General features: G+C 54.9%; 18 protein-coding genes. 5 read left to right on the plus strand and 13 right to left on the minus strand.

Going from position 1 to position 19,030, the window contains the following annotated elements; genetic code table 11:
- Positions 1 to 7: 7 nt before the first annotated feature.
- The 3 genes from cgtA to rplU form a co-directional block, all read right to left on the minus strand.
- Positions 8 to 1,210, minus strand: coding sequence for an Obg family GTPase CgtA (cgtA, locus tag AC2Q8J_RS07975; protein WP_204995053.1), 1,203 nt, complete (start codon positions 1,208 to 1,210; stop codon positions 8 to 10).
- 99 nt (positions 1,211 to 1,309) lie between these two features.
- The gene (rpmA, locus tag AC2Q8J_RS07980) at positions 1,310 to 1,567 is read right to left on the minus strand and encodes a 50S ribosomal protein L27 (RefSeq protein ID WP_204995052.1); all 258 of its coding nucleotides are present in this window, start codon (positions 1,565 to 1,567) and stop codon (positions 1,310 to 1,312) included.
- Between the two features lie 18 nt (positions 1,568 to 1,585).
- On the minus strand, positions 1,586 to 1,897 hold the full coding sequence (gene rplU / locus AC2Q8J_RS07985; protein ID WP_027874901.1) for a 50S ribosomal protein L21: 312 nt from the start codon (positions 1,895 to 1,897) through the stop codon (positions 1,586 to 1,588).
- 271 nt (positions 1,898 to 2,168) lie between these two features.
- Here rplU and AC2Q8J_RS07990 point away from each other — a divergent pair, with 271 nt between their 5' ends.
- Complete coding sequence (locus AC2Q8J_RS07990; RefSeq protein WP_286694252.1) at positions 2,169 to 3,128, plus strand: polyprenyl synthetase family protein; 960 nt, start codon at positions 2,169 to 2,171, stop codon at positions 3,126 to 3,128.
- A gap of 117 nt (positions 3,129 to 3,245) precedes the next feature.
- Positions 3,246 to 4,883 (plus strand): glucose-6-phosphate isomerase, encoded by a 1,638-nt coding sequence (gene pgi / locus AC2Q8J_RS07995; protein WP_486452595.1) that lies wholly within the window; start codon positions 3,246 to 3,248, stop codon positions 4,881 to 4,883.
- Between the two features lie 75 nt (positions 4,884 to 4,958).
- Here pgi and AC2Q8J_RS08000 read toward each other — a convergent pair whose 3' ends face one another.
- Positions 4,959 to 6,308 (minus strand): phosphohexomutase domain-containing protein, encoded by a 1,350-nt coding sequence (locus tag AC2Q8J_RS08000; RefSeq protein ID WP_486452596.1) that lies wholly within the window; start codon positions 6,306 to 6,308, stop codon positions 4,959 to 4,961.
- Between the two features lie 3 nt (positions 6,309 to 6,311).
- A complete protein-coding gene (galU, locus tag AC2Q8J_RS08005) occupies positions 6,312 to 7,148 on the minus strand; it encodes a UTP--glucose-1-phosphate uridylyltransferase GalU (RefSeq protein WP_204995049.1) in 837 nt (278 codons plus the stop codon).
- A 229-nt stretch (positions 7,149 to 7,377) separates the two neighbouring features.
- Here galU and fabA point away from each other — a divergent pair, with 229 nt between their 5' ends.
- Both fabA and fabB read left to right on the plus strand, forming a co-directional pair.
- Positions 7,378 to 7,902: a bifunctional 3-hydroxydecanoyl-ACP dehydratase/trans-2-decenoyl-ACP isomerase gene (fabA, locus tag AC2Q8J_RS08010; protein ID WP_286837609.1), complete on the plus strand. Its 525-nt coding sequence runs from the start codon at positions 7,378 to 7,380 to the stop codon at positions 7,900 to 7,902.
- 65 nt (positions 7,903 to 7,967) lie between these two features.
- Complete coding sequence (fabB, locus tag AC2Q8J_RS08015; RefSeq protein WP_204995047.1) at positions 7,968 to 9,191, plus strand: beta-ketoacyl-ACP synthase I; 1,224 nt, start codon at positions 7,968 to 7,970, stop codon at positions 9,189 to 9,191.
- A 76-nt stretch (positions 9,192 to 9,267) separates the two neighbouring features.
- Here the strand turns inward: fabB and AC2Q8J_RS08020 are convergent, their stop codons facing one another.
- The 5 genes from AC2Q8J_RS08020 to AC2Q8J_RS08040 form a co-directional block, all read right to left on the minus strand.
- Entirely contained in the window at positions 9,268 to 10,458 is a 1,191-nt protein-coding gene (locus tag AC2Q8J_RS08020; RefSeq protein WP_486452597.1) for a molybdopterin molybdotransferase MoeA, read from the minus strand.
- Between the two features lie 2 nt (positions 10,459 to 10,460).
- Positions 10,461 to 10,982 carry a molybdenum cofactor biosynthesis protein B gene (gene moaB / locus AC2Q8J_RS08025; RefSeq protein WP_486452598.1) on the minus strand — a complete coding sequence of 174 codons (522 nt, stop codon included), beginning with the start codon at positions 10,980 to 10,982 and terminating at the stop codon, positions 10,461 to 10,463.
- A complete protein-coding gene (locus AC2Q8J_RS08030; RefSeq protein ID WP_486452599.1) occupies positions 10,969 to 11,805 on the minus strand; it encodes a sugar nucleotide-binding protein in 837 nt (278 codons plus the stop codon). Before AC2Q8J_RS08030 ends, moaB begins: the two co-directional genes overlap by 14 nt.
- 102 nt (positions 11,806 to 11,907) lie before the next feature.
- Positions 11,908 to 12,435: a single-stranded DNA-binding protein gene (ssb, locus tag AC2Q8J_RS08035; RefSeq protein ID WP_027874890.1), complete on the minus strand. Its 528-nt coding sequence runs from the start codon at positions 12,433 to 12,435 to the stop codon at positions 11,908 to 11,910.
- A 78-nt stretch (positions 12,436 to 12,513) separates the two neighbouring features.
- The gene (locus tag AC2Q8J_RS08040) at positions 12,514 to 13,863 is read right to left on the minus strand and encodes an MFS transporter (RefSeq protein WP_288363891.1); all 1,350 of its coding nucleotides are present in this window, start codon (positions 13,861 to 13,863) and stop codon (positions 12,514 to 12,516) included.
- A gap of 153 nt (positions 13,864 to 14,016) precedes the next feature.
- Here AC2Q8J_RS08040 and uvrA point away from each other — a divergent pair, with 153 nt between their 5' ends.
- The gene (gene uvrA, locus AC2Q8J_RS08045; protein ID WP_286837316.1) at positions 14,017 to 16,842 is read left to right on the plus strand and encodes an excinuclease ABC subunit UvrA; all 2,826 of its coding nucleotides are present in this window, start codon (positions 14,017 to 14,019) and stop codon (positions 16,840 to 16,842) included.
- A gap of 81 nt (positions 16,843 to 16,923) precedes the next feature.
- Here the strand turns inward: uvrA and rplQ are convergent, their stop codons facing one another.
- From rplQ to rpsD, 3 genes are read right to left on the minus strand one after another with little or no spacing between them, the layout of a single operon-like run.
- Positions 16,924 to 17,313 carry a 50S ribosomal protein L17 gene (gene rplQ, locus AC2Q8J_RS08050; RefSeq protein ID WP_027874887.1) on the minus strand — a complete coding sequence of 130 codons (390 nt, stop codon included), beginning with the start codon at positions 17,311 to 17,313 and terminating at the stop codon, positions 16,924 to 16,926.
- Positions 17,314 to 17,369: 56 nt separating this feature from the next.
- Positions 17,370 to 18,371 carry a DNA-directed RNA polymerase subunit alpha gene (locus tag AC2Q8J_RS08055; RefSeq protein WP_027874886.1) on the minus strand — a complete coding sequence of 334 codons (1,002 nt, stop codon included), beginning with the start codon at positions 18,369 to 18,371 and terminating at the stop codon, positions 17,370 to 17,372.
- A 33-nt stretch (positions 18,372 to 18,404) separates the two neighbouring features.
- Positions 18,405 to 19,025 carry a 30S ribosomal protein S4 gene (rpsD, locus tag AC2Q8J_RS08060; protein WP_027874885.1) on the minus strand — a complete coding sequence of 207 codons (621 nt, stop codon included), beginning with the start codon at positions 19,023 to 19,025 and terminating at the stop codon, positions 18,405 to 18,407.
- Positions 19,026 to 19,030: the final 5 nt, after the last annotated feature.

Raw genomic sequence — 19,030 nt, forward strand, 5'->3', positions numbered from 1 at the left:
CATCACCTCAAGGCCTGTAGACCACTTCAACATCATAATCATCATCGTCGCCGTCATCGCCATCATCTTCATCGCCGTCAGCCTGCTGGCGCGCCTTTCTGGCTGCATGCAATGCCGCAATACGGTCACGCGCCTCTTGCTGCATTGCCTCCTGAATTTCTCGCTCGCGCTCCGCAGCGTCCGGGTCCTCACTCAAGCGCTCGGCCTGCGCCTCAACAAAGGCCAGAATGTCCTGACAAAGGCGCTTGGTATTCTCAGCGGAGATTGCCGCAATTTTGTATACCGGCCCTTCCCACGCCAGCGCATCAACCACCGCCTGACAGCGCGCCTCGCGCTCCTCCTCTGGCAGCAGGTCAATTTTATTCAGCACCAGCCAGCGATCGCGATTAGCCAACAGCGGGCTAAACTGCTTGAGCTCTTCGGTGATCACCGAAACCGCCTCTTCAGGCGTAGAGCCATCGTAGGGCGCCATATCAACAATATGCAGCAGCAAGCGAGTCCGCGTTAGGTGTTTCAGAAAACGAATACCAAGGCCAGCCCCGTCGGCTGCCCCCTCCACCAGACCGGGAATATCCGCAATCACGAAGCTGCGATGGGGCTGCACACTCACCACCCCCAGATTGGGCACCAAGGTAGTAAAGGGGTAGTTGGCAACTTTTGGCTTTGCCGCAGACACCGCGCGAATGAAGGTCGATTTACCCGCATTCGGCAAGCCTAACAACCCGACGTCAGCCAACACCTTCAGCTCCAACCGCAGGCTTCGTATCTCGCCGTCGCTGCCGCGCGTAAACTGGCGCGGCGCGCGATTGGTGCTGGATTTAAAGCGCGTATTCCCCAGGCCGTGAAACCCGCCCTGAGCGACCTTTAGCTCATCGCCCGCCTCGATAAGATCCCCCAAGACCTCGCGAGTGTCTTCATCAATCACGGTTGTCCCTACCGGAACGATCAACACCAGATCCTCGCCGCTCTTACCCCGACAATTGCCACCACGCCCAGGCTCGCCAGACTGAGCCTGATAATGCTTTACAAAGCGGTAGTCCACCAGGGTATTGCTGGCGGAGTCTGCGCGCAGAATAATGCTTCCGCCATCGCCGCCGTCTCCACCATCCGGGCCACCTCGGGGTATATATTTTTCGCGACGAAAACTGAGACAACCATTGCCCCCGCGCCCCGCGGCTACGCGGATTACCGCCTCATCGACAAATTTCATTACCTTAACCTCGGTGACTGACACAGCCCGTTATGTTGTGTACAGAAACAAAAAAGCCCCGTCAACCGACGAGGCTTTGCGAACCAATAGAGCCGGAAATTACGCAGCGACGATGCTGACGAACTTGCGGTTCTTAGGGCCTTTAACTTCAAACTTCACTACACCGTCTGCTTTTGCAAACAACGTGTGGTCTGTTCCGCAGCCTACGTTTTCGCCCGCATGGAACTTGGTGCCACGCTGACGCACGATGATGCTACCTGCGCTAACAGCCTGACCGCCGTAGCGCTTAACACCAAGGCGTTTACTCTCGGAATCGCGTCCGTTACGGGTACTACCACCAGCTTTCTTGTGAGCCATGAGTCTCTCCTCGTATTCTTAGCCGCTGATACCAGTGATTTTCACTTCCGTGAACCACTGGCGGTGACCGGCTTGTTTCATGCTGTGCTTACGGCGGCGAAACTTAACGATTTTCACCTTAGCGTGACGACCTTGAGAGATAACCTCTGCAGTCACTTTACCACCCTCAACATAGGGCGCACCGATTTTGAGTTCTTCACCGTTCTTAACCATCAGTACTTTATCAAAAGTAATGGCTTCACCAGTGGCGACTTCAATTTTTTCCAACTTGAGGGTTTCACCCTCAACTACACGGTGCTGCTTACCACCGCTTTCAATAACTGCGTACATGGGCATAATCTCCAAGAGCCTGCTTGCAATGCATATTGAGTGTTTGGCCACCACCAGCTTTTACCGGCCGTGGGACAAGTCCAGGCACCGCTGCAACCTCACTTTTAAGCCGGGCTGGGCGGTTTTGCTTCAGGGGCGCGAATTTTACTGGCTTCAGCCAATAAACACAAGTGCTTTATCCAGCGCTCAGCCTCAGGTACGCTCAACTTGACAGCCTAGCCCACCCCCCATACGATGCCAGCCGATTCCACCGCCGCAAGTCAATAAGTCCATGCAACATATCCGCCAGGTCGTAGATAGCGAGTTCAACTCCGTCAACGATTTTATCGTCGAGCAATTGCACTCCCGAGTCGCCCTTGTGGAGAACATTGGCCATTACATTATTGATGCTGGCGGCAAACGCCTGCGCCCCCTTCTCAGCCTGCTGAGCGCCGGCGCGCTCGGCAAGATTGACCACGACCACATTCGCCTAGCAGCCGTTATTGAATTTATCCACACAGCGACCTTGCTGCACGACGACGTTGTAGACCTTTCTGCACTGCGCCGGGGACGACCGACGGCCAACGCTGAATTCGGCAATGCACCCAGCGTTCTGGTTGGCGACTTCCTTTACTCACGCGCGTTTCAGGTATTGGTTAGCATTGGCAACATGCCGCTCATGGCATTACTGTCTGACACGACCAATACCGTTGCCGAGGGCGAGGTACTTCAGCTCGCGAGGGCAGGCAACCCCGACACCGATGAAGACACTTACTTCAATGTCATTCGCAGCAAAACCGCTGTGTTATTCGCGGCCGCGTGCTCGGGCGCCGCGCTGCTGTCAGAACAAAGTAGCCAACAACAAGCCCTGTATGACTACGGCTTAAATCTCGGCATTGCCTTCCAGCTGATTGATGACATTCTGGACTACGAAGGCGACCCCGCCGAGACTGGTAAAAATGTCGGCGACGACCTGGCAGAGGGCAAACCGACCCTGCCACTGATCTTCATATTGCAGAACGGTAGCGCTACACAAAAGCAGCAAGTTCAACGTGCCATTAGTGAAAAGTCGGCGGACGAGCTTGACAGCATTGTTGCAGCCGTTAAGCAAAGCGGCGCTCTAGACTATTGCCGAGATGCCGCCCAGAAATACAGCCAGGCTGCTATTCATGCACTACAGTCCCTCCCGCCGAGCGCCCACAAAGACGCTCTTAGCAAGCTGTGCGAACTGGCCCTTCAAAGAAAAAGCTAGGCAGCGGTCGCAAAAGGACGGCGATTTCATATAACGGTATGAATATTGCGTTATTATCGGCAGTAATGGGCTGCGATAATGCGAAGAGCGCCCACCACGGAAGAACGGGAGAAATCAGTGGCACCAGCAACACCGAGTCGCCGAGGCGAAATCTGGCAAACACTCGCCTCACTCAAGAGTGCGTGCTCAAAGCAACCATTAAAACAACGCTTCGCCGAACATGCGGATCGCAGCACGCAATTCAGCGCGGAGTTGGGCGCCCTGTTTATCGATTACTCAAAGCAGCATATCGATAGCGACATTGCCAAAGCCCTACATGCCCTCGCCCTCGATGCAGGCCTACCGGAAAAGCTTAACGCTATGCGCAGCGGCGCGCTGTGCAACAACACAGAACAACGCAGTGCAAATTACGCCGCACTGCGAACATGGGCGCACTCCCAACACAGCAGCGATCCCGCGATTCACACAATGTACGAAAACATGGCGGCGATCAGCGCAGGCCTGCGCAGCGGCGAACTGTGTGGCTGCACCGGCAAACCCTACAGCCATATCGTCAACATCGGTATCGGCGGCTCTGACTTTGGCCCGCGCCTGTTTACCGAAGCCCTGAAAGAGAGTGCAGAAGCCGCTTTTGAATGCCGCTTTTTAGCCAATATTGATCCGAGTTGCGCCAACGAAGCCCTCGCCGATTTGCCCGCCGAGAGCACCCTCTTCATCGTTGCCTCGAAATCTTTCGGCACGCAAGAAACCTTAGCCAATGCCGCAGCGGCAAAGCGCTGGTTGGAACAGGCTCTACCGGGGCAGGATATCAGCAGGCATTTTATTGCCATAACCGCCAACCCCGACGCCGCTGCCAAGCTGGGGATTGCACCAGACCTCACCCTCGCCGTGCCGAGCTGGGTAGGCGGGCGCTTTTCCGTCTGGTCTGGCTTTGGCCTTATCGTCGCCGCCAACTACGGCTGGCCCTGCTTCTCGGAAATATTGCTAGGCGGCGCGGAAGTTGACGAGCACATGGCAAGCAGCAGCCTTGAGAGCAACCTGCCTGCTACACTCGCGCTATTGGATGTGTGGTATCGCAACAGCTGGAATATCAGCTCTCACGCCATCCTGCCCTACTGCAACCGCCTCAAGCAGCTCCCCGACTATCTCCAGCAGCTGTTTATGGAAAGCGCCGGAAAAACGGTGGACCGTAGCGGCGACGCCCTGCCGCAACAGAGCGGCGGCGTAATATGGGGTAGCGAAGGCACCAATGGCCAGCATTCCTTCCACCAATTACTCCACCAAGGCAGCGACATCATTCCCTGCGACTTTATTGCCACGCTCAAAAACAGTGGCAAAGCTCTCGACCAACAGCAAGCCTTACTGGCGAACTGCTTTGCACAAAGCCTAGCGCTTATGCAGGGCAAATCTGCCAAAGAGGTGGAGCAAGAGCTACTACGGGACGGCTTCAGCCCTGACGAGGCCGCACAACTTGCCAAACATAAAGCCATGCCAGGCAACCGCCCCAGTACCACAATTTTGATGGACGAGCTCAGCCCCCGCGCACTCGGCAATTTGATCGCGCTGTACGAATATCGACTGATCTGCGCGAGCTTCATCTGGGACATCAACCCCTTTGACCAATGGGGGGTAGAACTTGGCAAGCAGTTAAGCCACCAACTACTGGGGAGCCTCCGAGGCGACACAGACAGCGACACCACCCCCGACAGCTCGACAGCGCAACTCATCGAGCGAGCCCGACGCGCCAATAGCTAATAACCGGACGCACTCACCACAGAAACAAAAAAGCCGGGCTATGCCCGGCTTTCTAACAAGCAACAGAAACCGCGCTTATAGCTGGGTTAGCAGCTCCTCTGTTTTCTGCTTCATCAGCGCCATGTCCGCCTCACTCTCAACGTTCAAGCGTACAACCGGCTCGGTGTTGGACATGCGCACATTAAACCGCCAGCCGTCAAAATCCATACTCAGACCGTCGGTATAATCAACGCTGCTAGCCTGCTCGGCATATTTTGCTTCAATGGCAGCAATACTGGCGCGCGCATCGTCGACCTCGCGATTAATTTCACCACTGCAGGGAAACTTGGCAACGCGCTCTTCGACCAGCGACGACAAGGCCGCAGACCTCACCGACATCAGCTGAGTAACCAGCAACCAGGGAATCATGCCACTATCGCAGTAAGCAAAGTCCCTGAAGTAGTGGTGGGCACTCATTTCACCGCCGTAAACCGCATTTTCCTTGCGCATTCGTTCTTTAATAAAGGCATGACCGGTTTTGCTCTGTACCGCCTCGCCGCCGCGCGCCTGAACAATATCCACGGTGTTCCAGGTTAAACGCGGGTCGTGAACCACTTTTTCGCCTGGAGCATTCAGCAGGAAGGTCTCGGCAAGCAAGCCCACAACGTAATAGCCTTCGATGAACTCGCCGCGCTCATCGAAAAAGAAACAGCGATCAAAGTCACCGTCCCAGGCAATACCCAGGTCAGCACCGTGCGCCTTAATGGCATCAATAGTGGGTTGACGATTCTCCACCAAAAGAGGGTTCGGCACGCCGTTCGGGAAGTTGCCATCAGCTTCGTGATGAACACGAATAAATTCAAACGGCAAATGCGGTTCCAACAAATCAACCACACGCCCAGCGCCACCATTGCCGGCATTGACGACGATTTTGAGCGGCTTGAGGTCAGATACATCTACGTAGCTCAACAAGTGCTCGACATAGGCCGCACTCGTATCAAGCGACTGAAGCTGGCCACGCACCGCTGCCGGGGCTGAAAATTCGTTCTTCTCAGCAAGGGCTTTAATATCCAACAGGCCAGTGTCGCCGCTGATTGGCTTCGACTCCTCACGCACGAACTTCATGCCGTTATAATCTTTGGGATTATGGCTCGCGGTGACGGCAATACCGCCATCCATTTCTGCATGCGACGTGGCAAAGTAAATTTCTTCTGTTCCACACAGGCCGATGTCGTACACATCGACCCCTGCATCGCGCAAGCCATTAGAAACGGCTGCTTTTATTGCCTCACTACTCAGGCGAATATCGTGCCCAACGACAACCTTCTTTGGCTTGATCACCTCAGCAAAGGCGCGACCAATGCGGTAGGCAATATCTTCGTTGAGCTGATCGGGGATGCGACCGCGAACATCGTAGGCCTTAAAACAGCTTAGTTCTTGCACCATGAATCAACCCTGCCCGTCTTGATAGATGTTTTCGTAGACGTAGTTTGTCGCTTCGATAAATCCGGGCACGCTGCCGCAGTCAAATCGGCGGCCTTGGAATTTATACGCCAGCACGCAGCCGTTTTGAGCCTGGGTCATCAGTGCATCTGTCAGCTGAATTTCGCCGTTTTTACCCGGAGGAGTGTCGCGCAAAATATCGAAAATATCGGGCGTTAGAATATAGCGACCAATAACGGCGAGGTTACTCGGCGCGTCTTCAGCCTTGGGCTTCTCAACCATATCTTTTACTCGGTAGAGACCACCACCCATATCATCGCCGGCAATAACACCGTATTTCTCGATGTTCTCCATTGGCACTTCCTGGATAGCGACAATGCTACAGCGGAACTGGTTGTACAGCTTCACCATTTGCGCCATCACACCATCTTCGCCCGGATTCACGCACAGGTCATCAGAAAGGATAACGCCGAAGGCCTCATTGCCCACCAGGCTTTCACCGGTAAGAATGGCGTGCCCCAAGCCTTTCATTTCGCGCTGGCGCGTCATCATAAAAGTGCCTTCGCTCAACACTTTCCGAATACTGGTCAAGTAGGACTCTTTGCTGGTGCCCGCTATTTGGTTTTCAAGCTCAAAACTAATGTCGAAGTGATCAGCAATGGCGCGCTTACCGCGACCCGTTACCAGAGCAATTTGCTTAAGCCCCGCCTCAATAGACTCCTCAACACCGTACTGAACCAGTGGCTTGTTGACGATCGGCAGCATTTCTTTGGGCATCGACTTCGTCGCGGGTAGGAAGCGGGTACCGTAGCCGGCAACCGGAAAGAGACATTTCCTGATCATATTATTTATCCAATTTTTGTTGTTCGATTATCCAGCCTCGCAGCAAGGCCATCATGTGGGTAAATTTTCCCAGCAGTACTGCAGATTCGCAATCACCGCGTAGCCTACTTTGCCCTGCTTACCAAATTATTACAGCAATGATCAGGCCAATGTTGACATTTTTGTGTGCTCAGCAGGCCCTTATGCTACTATGCGCGCTACAAATTTCTCACTGGCAAGTCTTTTTCTTATGTCTCTTACCCATAAAAATAGCTTTACAAAAGAAGAACTCATTGATTGCGGCCACGGCCGGCTCTTTGGCCCGGGCAACCCCCGCCTTCCCGTCGACAATATGCTCATGTTAGACCGCATCACTCATATTAGCGGCGAAGGTGGCGAATACGGCAAAGGCCAACTGATCGCCGAGCTCGATATCAACCCCGACCTATGGTTTTTCGACTGCCACTTTGTTGGCGACCCGGTCATGCCCGGCTGCCTGGGGCTCGATGCCATGTGGCAGCTGGTGGGCTTTTTCCTCGGGTGGCGCGGCAACAGTGGCAAAGGCCGCGCGCTGGGTGCCGGCGAAATTAAGTTCACTGGACAAATTTTACCCGACACCAAACTCGTTACCTACACACTCAACTTCAAGCGACTCATTGAACGCAAACTGGTTATGGGTATCGCCGACGGCGAGGTCGCTGTCGACGGGAAAGTTATCTACACCGCTAAAGATCTGCGGGTTGGCCTGTTCAAAGACGACGCCAGCTTCGCGTAATAACAATGCCACTAGCGTGGCAAACAAGACTCACTGACAGAACAAACATACGCTACGAGGTAGACATGAAACGTGTTGTAGTTACGGGGATGGGTATCGTCTCCAGCATTGGCAACGACATCAAACAAGCTTTGGCTTCGCTCCAAAATGGTGCATCCGGCATCACACATAACGACACCTACAAGGAAATGGGCTTTCGCAGCCATATTTCAGGCTCCATTAAAGACCTGGATTTAAAAGCCCACATTGATCGCAAGCAACTGCGCTTTATGGGCGACGCGGCAGCCTATGCTTACATCGCCATGCAAGAAGCGATTGCCGACTCCGGACTTGAAGACAAGGATATCGACAACGAGCGTACCGGCATTATTGCGGGCTCTGGTGGCGCCTCTTCCGCCAACCTCATTGAGTCTGCCGATACACTGCGCGAGCGCGGCGTAAAACGTATTGGGCCCTACCGGGTTACCCAAACCATGGGGAGCACCGTATCTGCCTGTCTGGCCACCCCCTTTAAAATAAAAGGTGTCAACTACTCCATCTCTTCAGCTTGCGCCACCAGCGCACACTGCATTGGCAACGCTGCGGAACTGATTCAGCTGGGTAAACAAGATGTTGTTTTTGCCGGCGGCGGCGAAGAAGAGCACTGGTCGCTGAGCTGCCTGTTTGATGCCATGGGGGCGCTGTCTACGAAGTACAACGACACCCCCCAGCAGGCCTCCCGCCCCTATGATGCTAACCGCGACGGCTTTGTTATTGCTGGCGGTGCCGGCATGATCGTTCTGGAAGAACTCGAGCACGCCAAAGCGCGCGGCGCGAAAATTTATGGCGAATTAGTCGGCTACGGCGCCACCTCCGACGGCTATGACATGGTTGCCCCGAGTGGCGAAGGCGCGGCGCGATGCATGCGCCTGGCCCTGCAAAATGTCAGCAGTGAGGTCGACTACATCAACTCACATGGCACCTCGACGCCGGCCGGCGATATGCAGGAGCTCAAGGCCATTAAACAGGCCTATGGCGAACACCCCATCCCCGTTATCGGTTCAACCAAGTCACTGGCCGGGCACTCTCTGGGGGCTACCGGCGTTCAAGAAGCCATCTTCTCGCTACTGATGATGCAAAATAACTTCATTGCCGCTTCCGCCAATATCGAGGAGCTGGATTCGGAAGCCGCCGGCATTCCAATTGCAACAGAAAAGCGCGAAAACGTGACGCTCAATACCATTATGTCTAACAGCTTTGGCTTTGGTGGCACTAACGCGAGCCTGGTGTTTAGTCGAGTTAACGACTAACCCAAAAGCACTTGCGCATAAAAAAGCCCGCTTCTGCGGGCTTTTTTGTATGCCAAGTACGGTTATTCTTTTCGCTCTAGGCACCCAACTCAGCGAAAGAAAGGCAATCGATAACCTCTCCACGCTCAAAGGTTGTACCCGGCGGTACAATTGCCAACGCATTCGCCCACGCCACTGAACTTAGCGCCCCGGAGCTTTGCTGCGGATGCAAGCTCAGCACGCCCCCCTTCAGGCGCACACGCAGATACTCCTGCCGACTACCTGGCTTTGGCCATTCGAAGTCCACCTTCGCCTGAACGACGTCGGGCATCGGGTCGCTGACGCCTTGCATGGCCAACAAATACGGCCTGACGAGCAGGCAGAAGGTGACAAAACTCGACACCGGGTTGCCCGGCAAACCAAAAAACGGCACGCCTGCAATTCGGCCGTAGGCCAAGGGCTTACCCGGCTTAATCGCCAGTTTCCACACCTTGAGCTCACCCAAGCGCTCTATCTGCGCCTTAACATGATCCTCCTCACCGACAGAGACACCACCACTGCTTATTACTACATCGGCCAACTCAGCCGCTTGAGCCAAGGCCTCCGCAGTCGCCTCTGCCGTATCGGGGACAATTCCCAGGTCGATAAGCTCACCGCCCATTGCTGAAATCAGCGCAGCCAGCATCGGCCGATTGGAATTGTAAATTTGCGCGATGCCGAGCGCCTCGCCGGGCTCTCGCAATTCATCCCCAGTCGACATCAAGGCAACTTTTAAGCGTTTGGCAACACGACAGGCCGGCACCCCAACGGAGGCCAACAAGCCGAGGTCCGCGGCGCCTAGCTTGCGACCGCGCGCTACGACAACAGCCCCCTTAGCGATGTCCTGGCCACGCGGGCGAATATGCTGGCCAGATACTGGCGTTATCGCAATCTCAACGCCCTCGTCGGATTTCTGGCAATCCTCCTGAGCAACAACACAGTCTGCCCCCGGCGGAATAACCGCACCGGTAAAAATTCGCGCCGCAGTTCCCGGCAGCAAGGCATCGGGGGCATGGCCCGCCGCTATACGCTGGCTGATAGGCAGGGTCCGCCCTTCGGCAAGATCAGCGACCCGCAATGCATAGCCGTCCATCGCGCTATTGGCCGCCGGCGGCACATCTGTTGCCGCGACAATATCCTCCCGAAGAATGCGCCCAAATGCGGCATTCAGATCACAGCGCTCATCCCCACACAGGCTCGCATCTGCCAGTAACTCAGCCTGTACTTCCGCCACCGGGCGCAGCGCCATTATTAGTGACCTCTGCGAGTATTTAACACACCCACAAAATTGCAGGGGCGATGACGGCTATCGAGCTGCTCCGCGATAAGCCGCGCCCACGCGGTTCGGCATGCCCCCGTAGAACCTGGCATGCAAAATATCACGGTATTATTAGCAAAGCCGGCAAGGGCTCGCGACTGGATGGTCGACGAGCCAATTTCTTCGTAAGACACGGCGCGAAAGACCTCGCCAAAGCCTTCAATGTGCTTGTCAAAAAGTACCGACACCGCCTCTGGCGTGGAGTCCCGGCCAGAAAATCCGGTACCACCAGTGACCAGCACAGCGTCGATGTTTTCATCGGCGATCCAAGCGGATAGCGCAGCGCGAATTTGATAAATATCGTCTTTCACTATCTGCTTATCCGCCTGCCGGTGACCGGCCTCTTGCAGAGCAGTACATAGGTAGTGCCCGGAGCTATCAGAAGCCTCATCTCGAGTATCCGATACGGTCAGCACCGCGATCGACAGAGCTGAAAACGCGTCAGAGGCGCTCATCGCAATCATCCTCACAAAGGGTTTTAATCATTTTGGGCAACCAGGACCGCCACGCTAATTGCTTAATGCCGAAATTACGCAATAAACGCTCACAGCGGAGTACCCGCGAATCCGTCACCCACCCCCAGCCATCGCCATCAATTGAAATATCGGGAGGAGTCGCCAGATATTGCCCGGCATGGGCGTAGGCCACTTCGGCAAATGCATAGGCGCTAGTGGCACCGCTGCTTTGATAGTGATAGATACCCCGGCACAGCGCACCACAGGAAAGCTGGTCAATCATTGCCGACAACACCCGGGCAAGGTCACCAACCGGCGTCGGAGCACTCTGCTGAGAATCATCAAGACCAAGCGCTTGGCCCGCTTTAAGCGCTTTGATAAAGACAGACAGTAAATTATCACCGTCGGTCGCAATAAGTGGCCCCGTGCGCAGGATAAGCGCCTGCAAGGGCGCAGATAGCATCTGCTCTTCCATTGCCGCCAGACGGACAGCATCCCGACCTTGAGGGGCTGGGGTGGCATTTTCTGCCACCGGCTCTTCGCGATCCAACGCCGCGACAACCCGGGCATCACTCAGCCCCAAATAACACCGCAGTTTCGGGCCTAAAGCACTTATTAGCTCCGCCTGAATATCAACGACGGCGTCAGTGACGGGTTCGCCCGGTGTTAAAAGGGCGTTAACGAGAATCGCACCGTCGGCCAAGTGCGGTTGCGCCAATAATTCAGAGGGCTTTAGTTGCAGCAATTCCCGGCCCCGGGAGTTCAGCTGCGCTTGCAGGGCCGCCGCTAACGCGGAGTCTTCACAGAGTAATAACACGCTCACCGTTTCGCCCACTGCCGCCTTCACCTAGACATTGCACAACACTTTTCTGGGACGTTAATCCCGCCGCCGTCCATCGGCGCTCACCAACTGCGAAGACATCTCTTAGAACGGAATATCGTCATCAAAGTCGTCAAAACCAGGAGCAGGGGCGTTTTGCTGAGCGGGCGCTTGCTGTTGCGGAGGGGCTTGGCGCTGCGGTGCTGATGGAGCAGGTGCTGCTTGGCGACGCTGCTGAGGCGCCGGCGCTTGGGAGTAGCCATCGTCGCCATATCCACCAGACATGCCACCACCGCTACGGCTGTCGAGCATTTGCATTTCAGCGGCAACAATCTCGGTGGTGTAACGGTCTTGGCCACTTTGATCCTGCCATTTGCGAGTGCGCAGAGATCCCTCAACGTAGACCTTTGAGCCTTTTTTCAAATACTCACCCGCGATTTCAGCCAGCCGATTGAAGAACACCACCCGGTGCCATTCTGTACGCTCTTGCGGTTGGCCAGTTTGCTTGTCCTTCCACGTCTCACTGGTCGCGATGGTGACATTTGTCACGGCTCCCCCAGAAGGCATATATCGAGTCTCTGGGTCTTGGCCAAGATTCCCCACCAAGATAACTTTGTTGATACCTCGCGCCATGCGCACTCTCCTATTATTACTGTCTGCGGCCTGCCAAATGACAGTCACCACTATACCGGATTCTGCCGGAACCCGTCATTAGTCCCGGCGGTAAAGCTCCGCGGGCAACTGAGCTAAATCAAAGCCCTTGGATACTCGCAGATAGGCCTGGCGCTCGTCCTCAAAGACCGTCACGTCTAATGTGCCCGGCAGACACAATACCTCGTTTCGCAAACGCTCATACCCCCAACCGCCCTGCGGCCAGCTTAAGGTAACGCTAATATTCTGAACAGGAAGCACCATGCCGACGGTGCACGCCAGCCACAGTAAACCGGCAAGACCCGCCGCAAGAAATACTGCAGCTTCTCCCCAGTGTCCCAGCACCCATCCCCCTAGCGCACCGCCGCAAAACGCGCCCATAAATTGGAAGCTGGCAAAAACGCCCATCGCCGTGCCCTTGCCCCCCGCATATACGCTGCGACTCAACAACGCAGGCAAGGATGCTTCGAGGTAGTTAAAAGCCGTAAAGAACAGCAGCAACACTGCCAAGACCGAAACCAAAGAGAATGGTAATACCGACGCGAGCAGCAATACCCCCGCCAAGAGGGCGATCGCAAGGCGTAAAATCACCGCCTGCCATGACTTTTTCTCGGCAACAATTAATGCCGGAACCATCAACACAAACGCGGCGGCCATAACAGGCAAGTACACCATCCAATGCTCGGCAGGTGCCAGCCCCAGCTCCATAAGGCGAGCTGGCAACACCAAAAATAGTGCCATCATGGCCATATGCAGGACGAAAACCCCCACATTCAAACGCATCAAAGACGGGCTGCGAATACAGCGCAACAACAAGCTTGCCAATGGTCGGGCGCTCGGGTCGCGAGACTGGATGCGCGAGGACGGCACCACAAACACGGCCACCACCACCCCAAGAATAGCGAGCGCCGAGGTCAACAAGAATAACGCCGGAACACCAAAGCTGGCCGCGACGCCGGGGCCAACCACCATTGCTACTGCGAAGGAAACCCCAATGCTGACACCGATTGCGGCCATCGCCTTACTGCGGTGCTGCTCTCGCGTTAAGTCGGCAACGGTCGCCGTAAGCGTACTGGCTATTGCCCCCGCCCCCTGCATAAGCCGACCAAATATCACCGTAAATATCGATTCAGCAGATGCTGCAAGCACACCGCCAGCGGCGAACAATAATAAGCCCGCCACGATAACCGGCTTGCGACCAATCCTGTCCGACAGCATACCGAGCGGAATTTGCAGCACAGCCTGCCCGAGGCCATAGATACCCAGCGCAAGACCAACCAAAACCGGTGTGCTAAAAGCGTAGTCCGCAGCATAGAGAGGCAAAACCGGCAGCAGCATAAACAAGCCGAGCATGCGGAATACGTATAAACAGGCCAACGCTGCAACAGCGCGACGCTCCAGCGCAGACATGGAGGAGTTCAAGTGCGGAAAATTCCCGAGCGGTGATCAATGAAGTAACGGCCGGTAGTCTACCAGTTTGCCGCCCCCTAAAAAACCAGTTGGCCTTTGCGCCGCCTTGATTCCGCCCCGTATAATGTTGGGTTTGTTTTATCGGGGTTTGTAATGGATCGGATTATCGTTCGCGGTGCTCGCACCCACAATCTGAAGAATATCGACCTGGAGATTCCCCGTGACAAGCTGGTTGTCATCACCGGCTTGTCTGGCTCTGGCAAATCGTCCCTCGCCTTTGACACGCTGTACGCTGAAGGCCAGCGGCGCTACGTTGAGTCGCTGTCGACCTATGCACGGCAGTTCCTGTCCATGATGGAAAAACCCGATGTCGACCACATCGACGGTTTGTCGCCAGCCATTTCTATTGAGCAAAAGTCGACCTCTCACAACCCGCGCTCGACCGTGGGCACCATCACCGAGATCTACGACTACTTGCGCCTGCTGTTCGCCCGCGCCGGCGAACCGCGCTGCCCCGATCACGACGCGCCACTGGCCGCACAGACGGTGAGCCAAATGGTCGACACCGTTTTATCTCTTCCCGAGGGCAGCAAGATGATGATGCTCGCCCCAGTGATCAAAAACCGCAAAGGCGAACACCTTCATGTGCTAGACAAACTACGCAGCCAGGGTTTCGTGCGTGCGCGTATCGACGGCATCGTCGTCGATTTGGATGACGCCCCCACGCTCGATAAGAAAAAGAAACATTCCATAGACGTAGTAGTCGACCGCTTCAAAGTGCGCAGCGATTTAGCCCAACGTCTGGCCGAGTCTTTCGAGACCGCCCTGGAGCTCACCGACGGCATTGCCAGCGTTGCCGACATGGATGACCCAAGCAAAGCAGAGCTTAGCTTCTCCGCTAAATTTGCCTGCCCTCACTGTGGCTATAGCTTAAGCGAATTAGAGCCCAGACTGTTTTCCTTCAACAGCCCGCTCGGCGCATGTGGCAGCTGCGACGGACTCGGCGTTAGACAATTCTTTGATGAGTCACGCATTGTGCAGCATCCCGAGGCCAGCCTCTCCACAGGGGCGATCCGCGGCTGGGATCGGCGCAGCGTTTATTATTTTCATATGTTGAAGTCACTGGCCGAACACTACGATTTCGACATTGACGCGCCCTTCGAATCCCTGAGCAAAGCAAATAAGCAGCGCATTTTGCACGGCAGCGGTGACGAGGAGATCAGCTTTACCTATATCAATGATCGCGGCGACAGCTTCCAACGCAAGCACCGCTTCGAAGGCGTTATTCCCAATATGGAACGCCGCTATCGAGACACCGAATCGCAGACCGTACGCGAAGACCTGAGTAAATTCCTGAGCACTCACGCGTGCCCGGACTGTCAGGGCACGCGGCTGCGCAAGGAAGCCAGGCATGTCTTTATCGAGGAGCAAACGCTGCCCGATATTGCCTCGATGCCGGTGGGCGCCGCCAAACAGTATTTCGAAAATTTAGCGTTGAGCGGTCGCCGGGCACAAATAGCTGAAAAAATATTGAAAGAGATCAACGACCGCCTGCGCTTTCTGGTGGATGTTGGCCTGAATTACCTGAGCCTCGACCGCAGCGCCGATACCCTTTCAGGGGGTGAAGCACAGCGCATCCGTCTCGCCAGTCAGATCGGCGCAGGCCTCGTAGGCGTGATGTATATCCTGGATGAACCGTCGATAGGCCTGCACCAACGCGACAACGAACGACTTCTCAACACCCTGCGCCACCTGCGCGATATCGGAAATACCGTCATTGTTGTTGAACATGATGAAGACGCGATACGCACTGCCGACCACATTATTGATATCGGCCCCGGGGCAGGTGTTCACGGCGGCCAAGTCGTGGCAGAGGGAAGCTTGGACGACATACTGAGCAGTGAGCAATCCCTTACTGGCGATTATTTGTCCGGGAAACGCTGTATCGCGATCCCCACAGCGCGTCACCAGCCGGATCCCGAACGCTACATTCACCTAGAGGGCGCCATAGGCAACAACCTCCAAGACGTCGACTTGCATATCCCCTTGGGCTTGATGACCTGCATTACCGGTGTCTCAGGCTCAGGGAAATCAACGCTGATCAACCACACCCTGTACCCGATTGCGGCGACTGTGTTGAACGGCGCCACCACGCTGAAACCCGCACCATATAGCGACATCAAGGGCTTGGACCTCGTCGATAAATGCATCGACATCGACCAGAGCCCAATAGGCCGAACCCCTCGCTCCAACCCGGCGACCTATACCGGAATCTTTACCCCTATCCGGGAGCTTTTTGCCGGCACTCAGGAGGCGCGATCCAGAGGCTACAAAGTTGGCCGCTTTAGCTTTAACGTCAAGGGCGGCCGCTGCGAAGCCTGCCAAGGTGACGGGGTTACTAAGGTGGAGATGCATTTCCTGCCAGACATCTACGTCGCCTGCGAGGTTTGCCAGGGCAAACGCTATAATCGCGAGACACTCGACATTTTATATAAAGGAAAAAACATCCACGAAGTGCTGGAGATGACCGTCGAAGACGCCAACAGCTTCTTCGAAAATGTGCCAGCTATTGCGAAAAAGCTTCAAACGCTAATGGACGTCGGCCTGAGCTATATTCGCCTGGGCCAGGCGGCAACAACCCTGTCGGGTGGTGAAGCGCAGCGCGTAAAGCTTGCCAAAGAACTCTCCAAGCGCGACACCGGCAAAACCCTTTACATTCTCGATGAGCCAACCACCGGCCTGCACTTCGAGGACATTCAACTGCTATTGACGGTACTCCACCGGCTGCGTGACCACGGTAACACCGTGGTGGTCATCGAACACAATCTCGATGTTATTAAGACCGCCGACTGGCTTGTTGATCTGGGGCCCGAAGGCGGCAGCGGTGGCGGTCAAATCATCGCCGAGGGAAGCCCTGAAACACTTGCACAAGTTGCCGCGTCCCACACCGGGCGCTTTTTAAAACCCATGCTCAAGTAATACGGCAAGCTATTACTAATCAACAGGCATAAAAAAAGCCGGCATAGCCGGCTTTTTTATGCTGTCGAAACAGCGAAGAGCTTACTCTTCGTCGTCTTCGATCTCATCCGCAACTGGGCGATCAACTAGCTCGACGTAAGCCATAGGAGCTTTGTCGCCAGTACGCAGACCACACTTCATAATGCGAATGTAACCGCCTGGGCGAGCCGCGTAACGCGGGCCAAGCTCGTTGAACAACTTACCCACTGCCTCGTCGCTACGCAGACGCGCAAAGGCCAAACGGCGGTTTGCAACACTATCTGTTTTTGCGAGAGTAATCAGTGGCTCCGCGTGACGGCGAAGTTCCTTGGCTTTAGGCAGAGTCGTTTTAATCAATTCGTGCTCTACCAATGAAGCCGTCATATTGCGAAACATCGCTTTGCGATGCGAGCTATTGCGGTTCAGTTGACGGCCGCTATGACGATGACGCATGGCTTTTTCCTTTAATAAACGTTGCTATCTCAGCAAAATAATCTTCGGCTCAATGCTTACGCAAGAACCCGGTCGTCGTTTCTCAGGCTAGCCGGTGGCCAATTGTCTAGGCGCAAGCCCAATGACAAGCCACGAGAAGCCAATACATCTTTGATTTCAGTTAGAGACTTCTTGCCTAGGTTCGGCGTTTTCAGAAGCTCAACTTCGGTACGCTGTACCAGGTCACCGATGTAGTAAATATTTTCAGCTTTCAGACAGTTCGCACTGCGCACGGTCAACTCGAGATCGTCGACTGGGCGAAGCAGGATAGGATCGACTTCGTTCTCTTCACGCGAGGGCTCTTTCTCACCTTCGCTTTCAAGATCAACGAACACCGCCAGCTGCTGCTGAAGAATAGTCGCCGCGCGACGGATCGCCTCTTCAGGATCAATGGTGCCGTTGGTTTCGAGATCCAGTACCAACTTGTCGAGGTCGGTGCGCTGCTCTACCCGCGCATTTTCTACAACGTAGCTAACGCGGCTGATTGGGCTGTAGCTAGCATCCAACTGCAAACGACCGATAGAGCGTGTCTCTTCCTCGCCACCGTTGCGAACGTCGGCGGGGACATAGCCACGACCGCGAGCAACCGTGAGGCGCATATTCAGCTCGCCACCAGAATTCAGGTTGGCGATGACGTGATCCTGGTTGACGATTTCAACTTCATGGTCAGTCTGAATATCACCAGCAGTTACCGGGCCTTCGCCTTTTTTGCTGAGTGTTAATACAGCTTGGTCTTTACCATGAAGAATCACCGCCACTTCTTTCAGGTTAAGCAGGATTTCGATAACGTCTTCCTGAACACCTTCCATTGCGCTGTATTCGTGCAACACACCGTCGATTTCAGCTTCGGTCACCGCACAACCAGGCATTGAAGACAGCAAAATACGGCGCAAGGCGTTACCCAGGGTATGCCCAAAACCACGCTCAAGCGGCTCCAAGGTGACTTTCGCGCGAGTTTGACCCTGCTCTTCAACCTGGATCACTCGCGGTGTTAAAAATTCATTCACTGCACTTTGCATAGATCACCTGTAGTGAGAATGTCCGGAAATAACTTACTTCGAGTAAAGCTCAACGATCAGCTGTTCATTGATCTCTGAAGACAAGTCGCTACGGTCTGGTGCATTTTTGTAAACCGCTTCCATTTTGTCGCTGTTTACATCAATCCAAGACACGTCGCCGCGCTGTGCTGCAAGTGCAAGTGCGGACTGAACACGAAGTTGCTTCTTCGCTTTTTCACGCAGGCTAATCACGTCACCAGGCTGAACCTGATAAGACGGTACGTTAACAGTCTGGCCATTAACGAGGATACCTTTATGTGATACCAACTGACGCGCTTCGGCACGAGTAGAACCGAAACCAATACGGTATACAACATTGTCCAAACGGCCTTCGAGGTATTGCAGCAGGTTTTCACCAGTTGCGCCCTTCTTGCTTGCCGCTTTCTTGTAGTAGCTACGGAATTGCTTTTCCAGAACACCGTACATACGACGAACTTTTTGCTTTTCGCGAAGCTGAACGCCGTAGTCGGACAAACGTCCGCGACGCGCACCGTGCATACCGGGAGCGTTTTCGGCTTTGCACTTAGAATCCAGAGGACGAACGCCACTCTTCAAAAACAGGTCAGTGCCTTCCCGTCTTGCTAATTTACAGCTCGGGCCTAAATATCTAGCCATGTTAA

The sequence above is a fragment of the Spongiibacter sp. C9W genome, assembly GCF_057370015.1.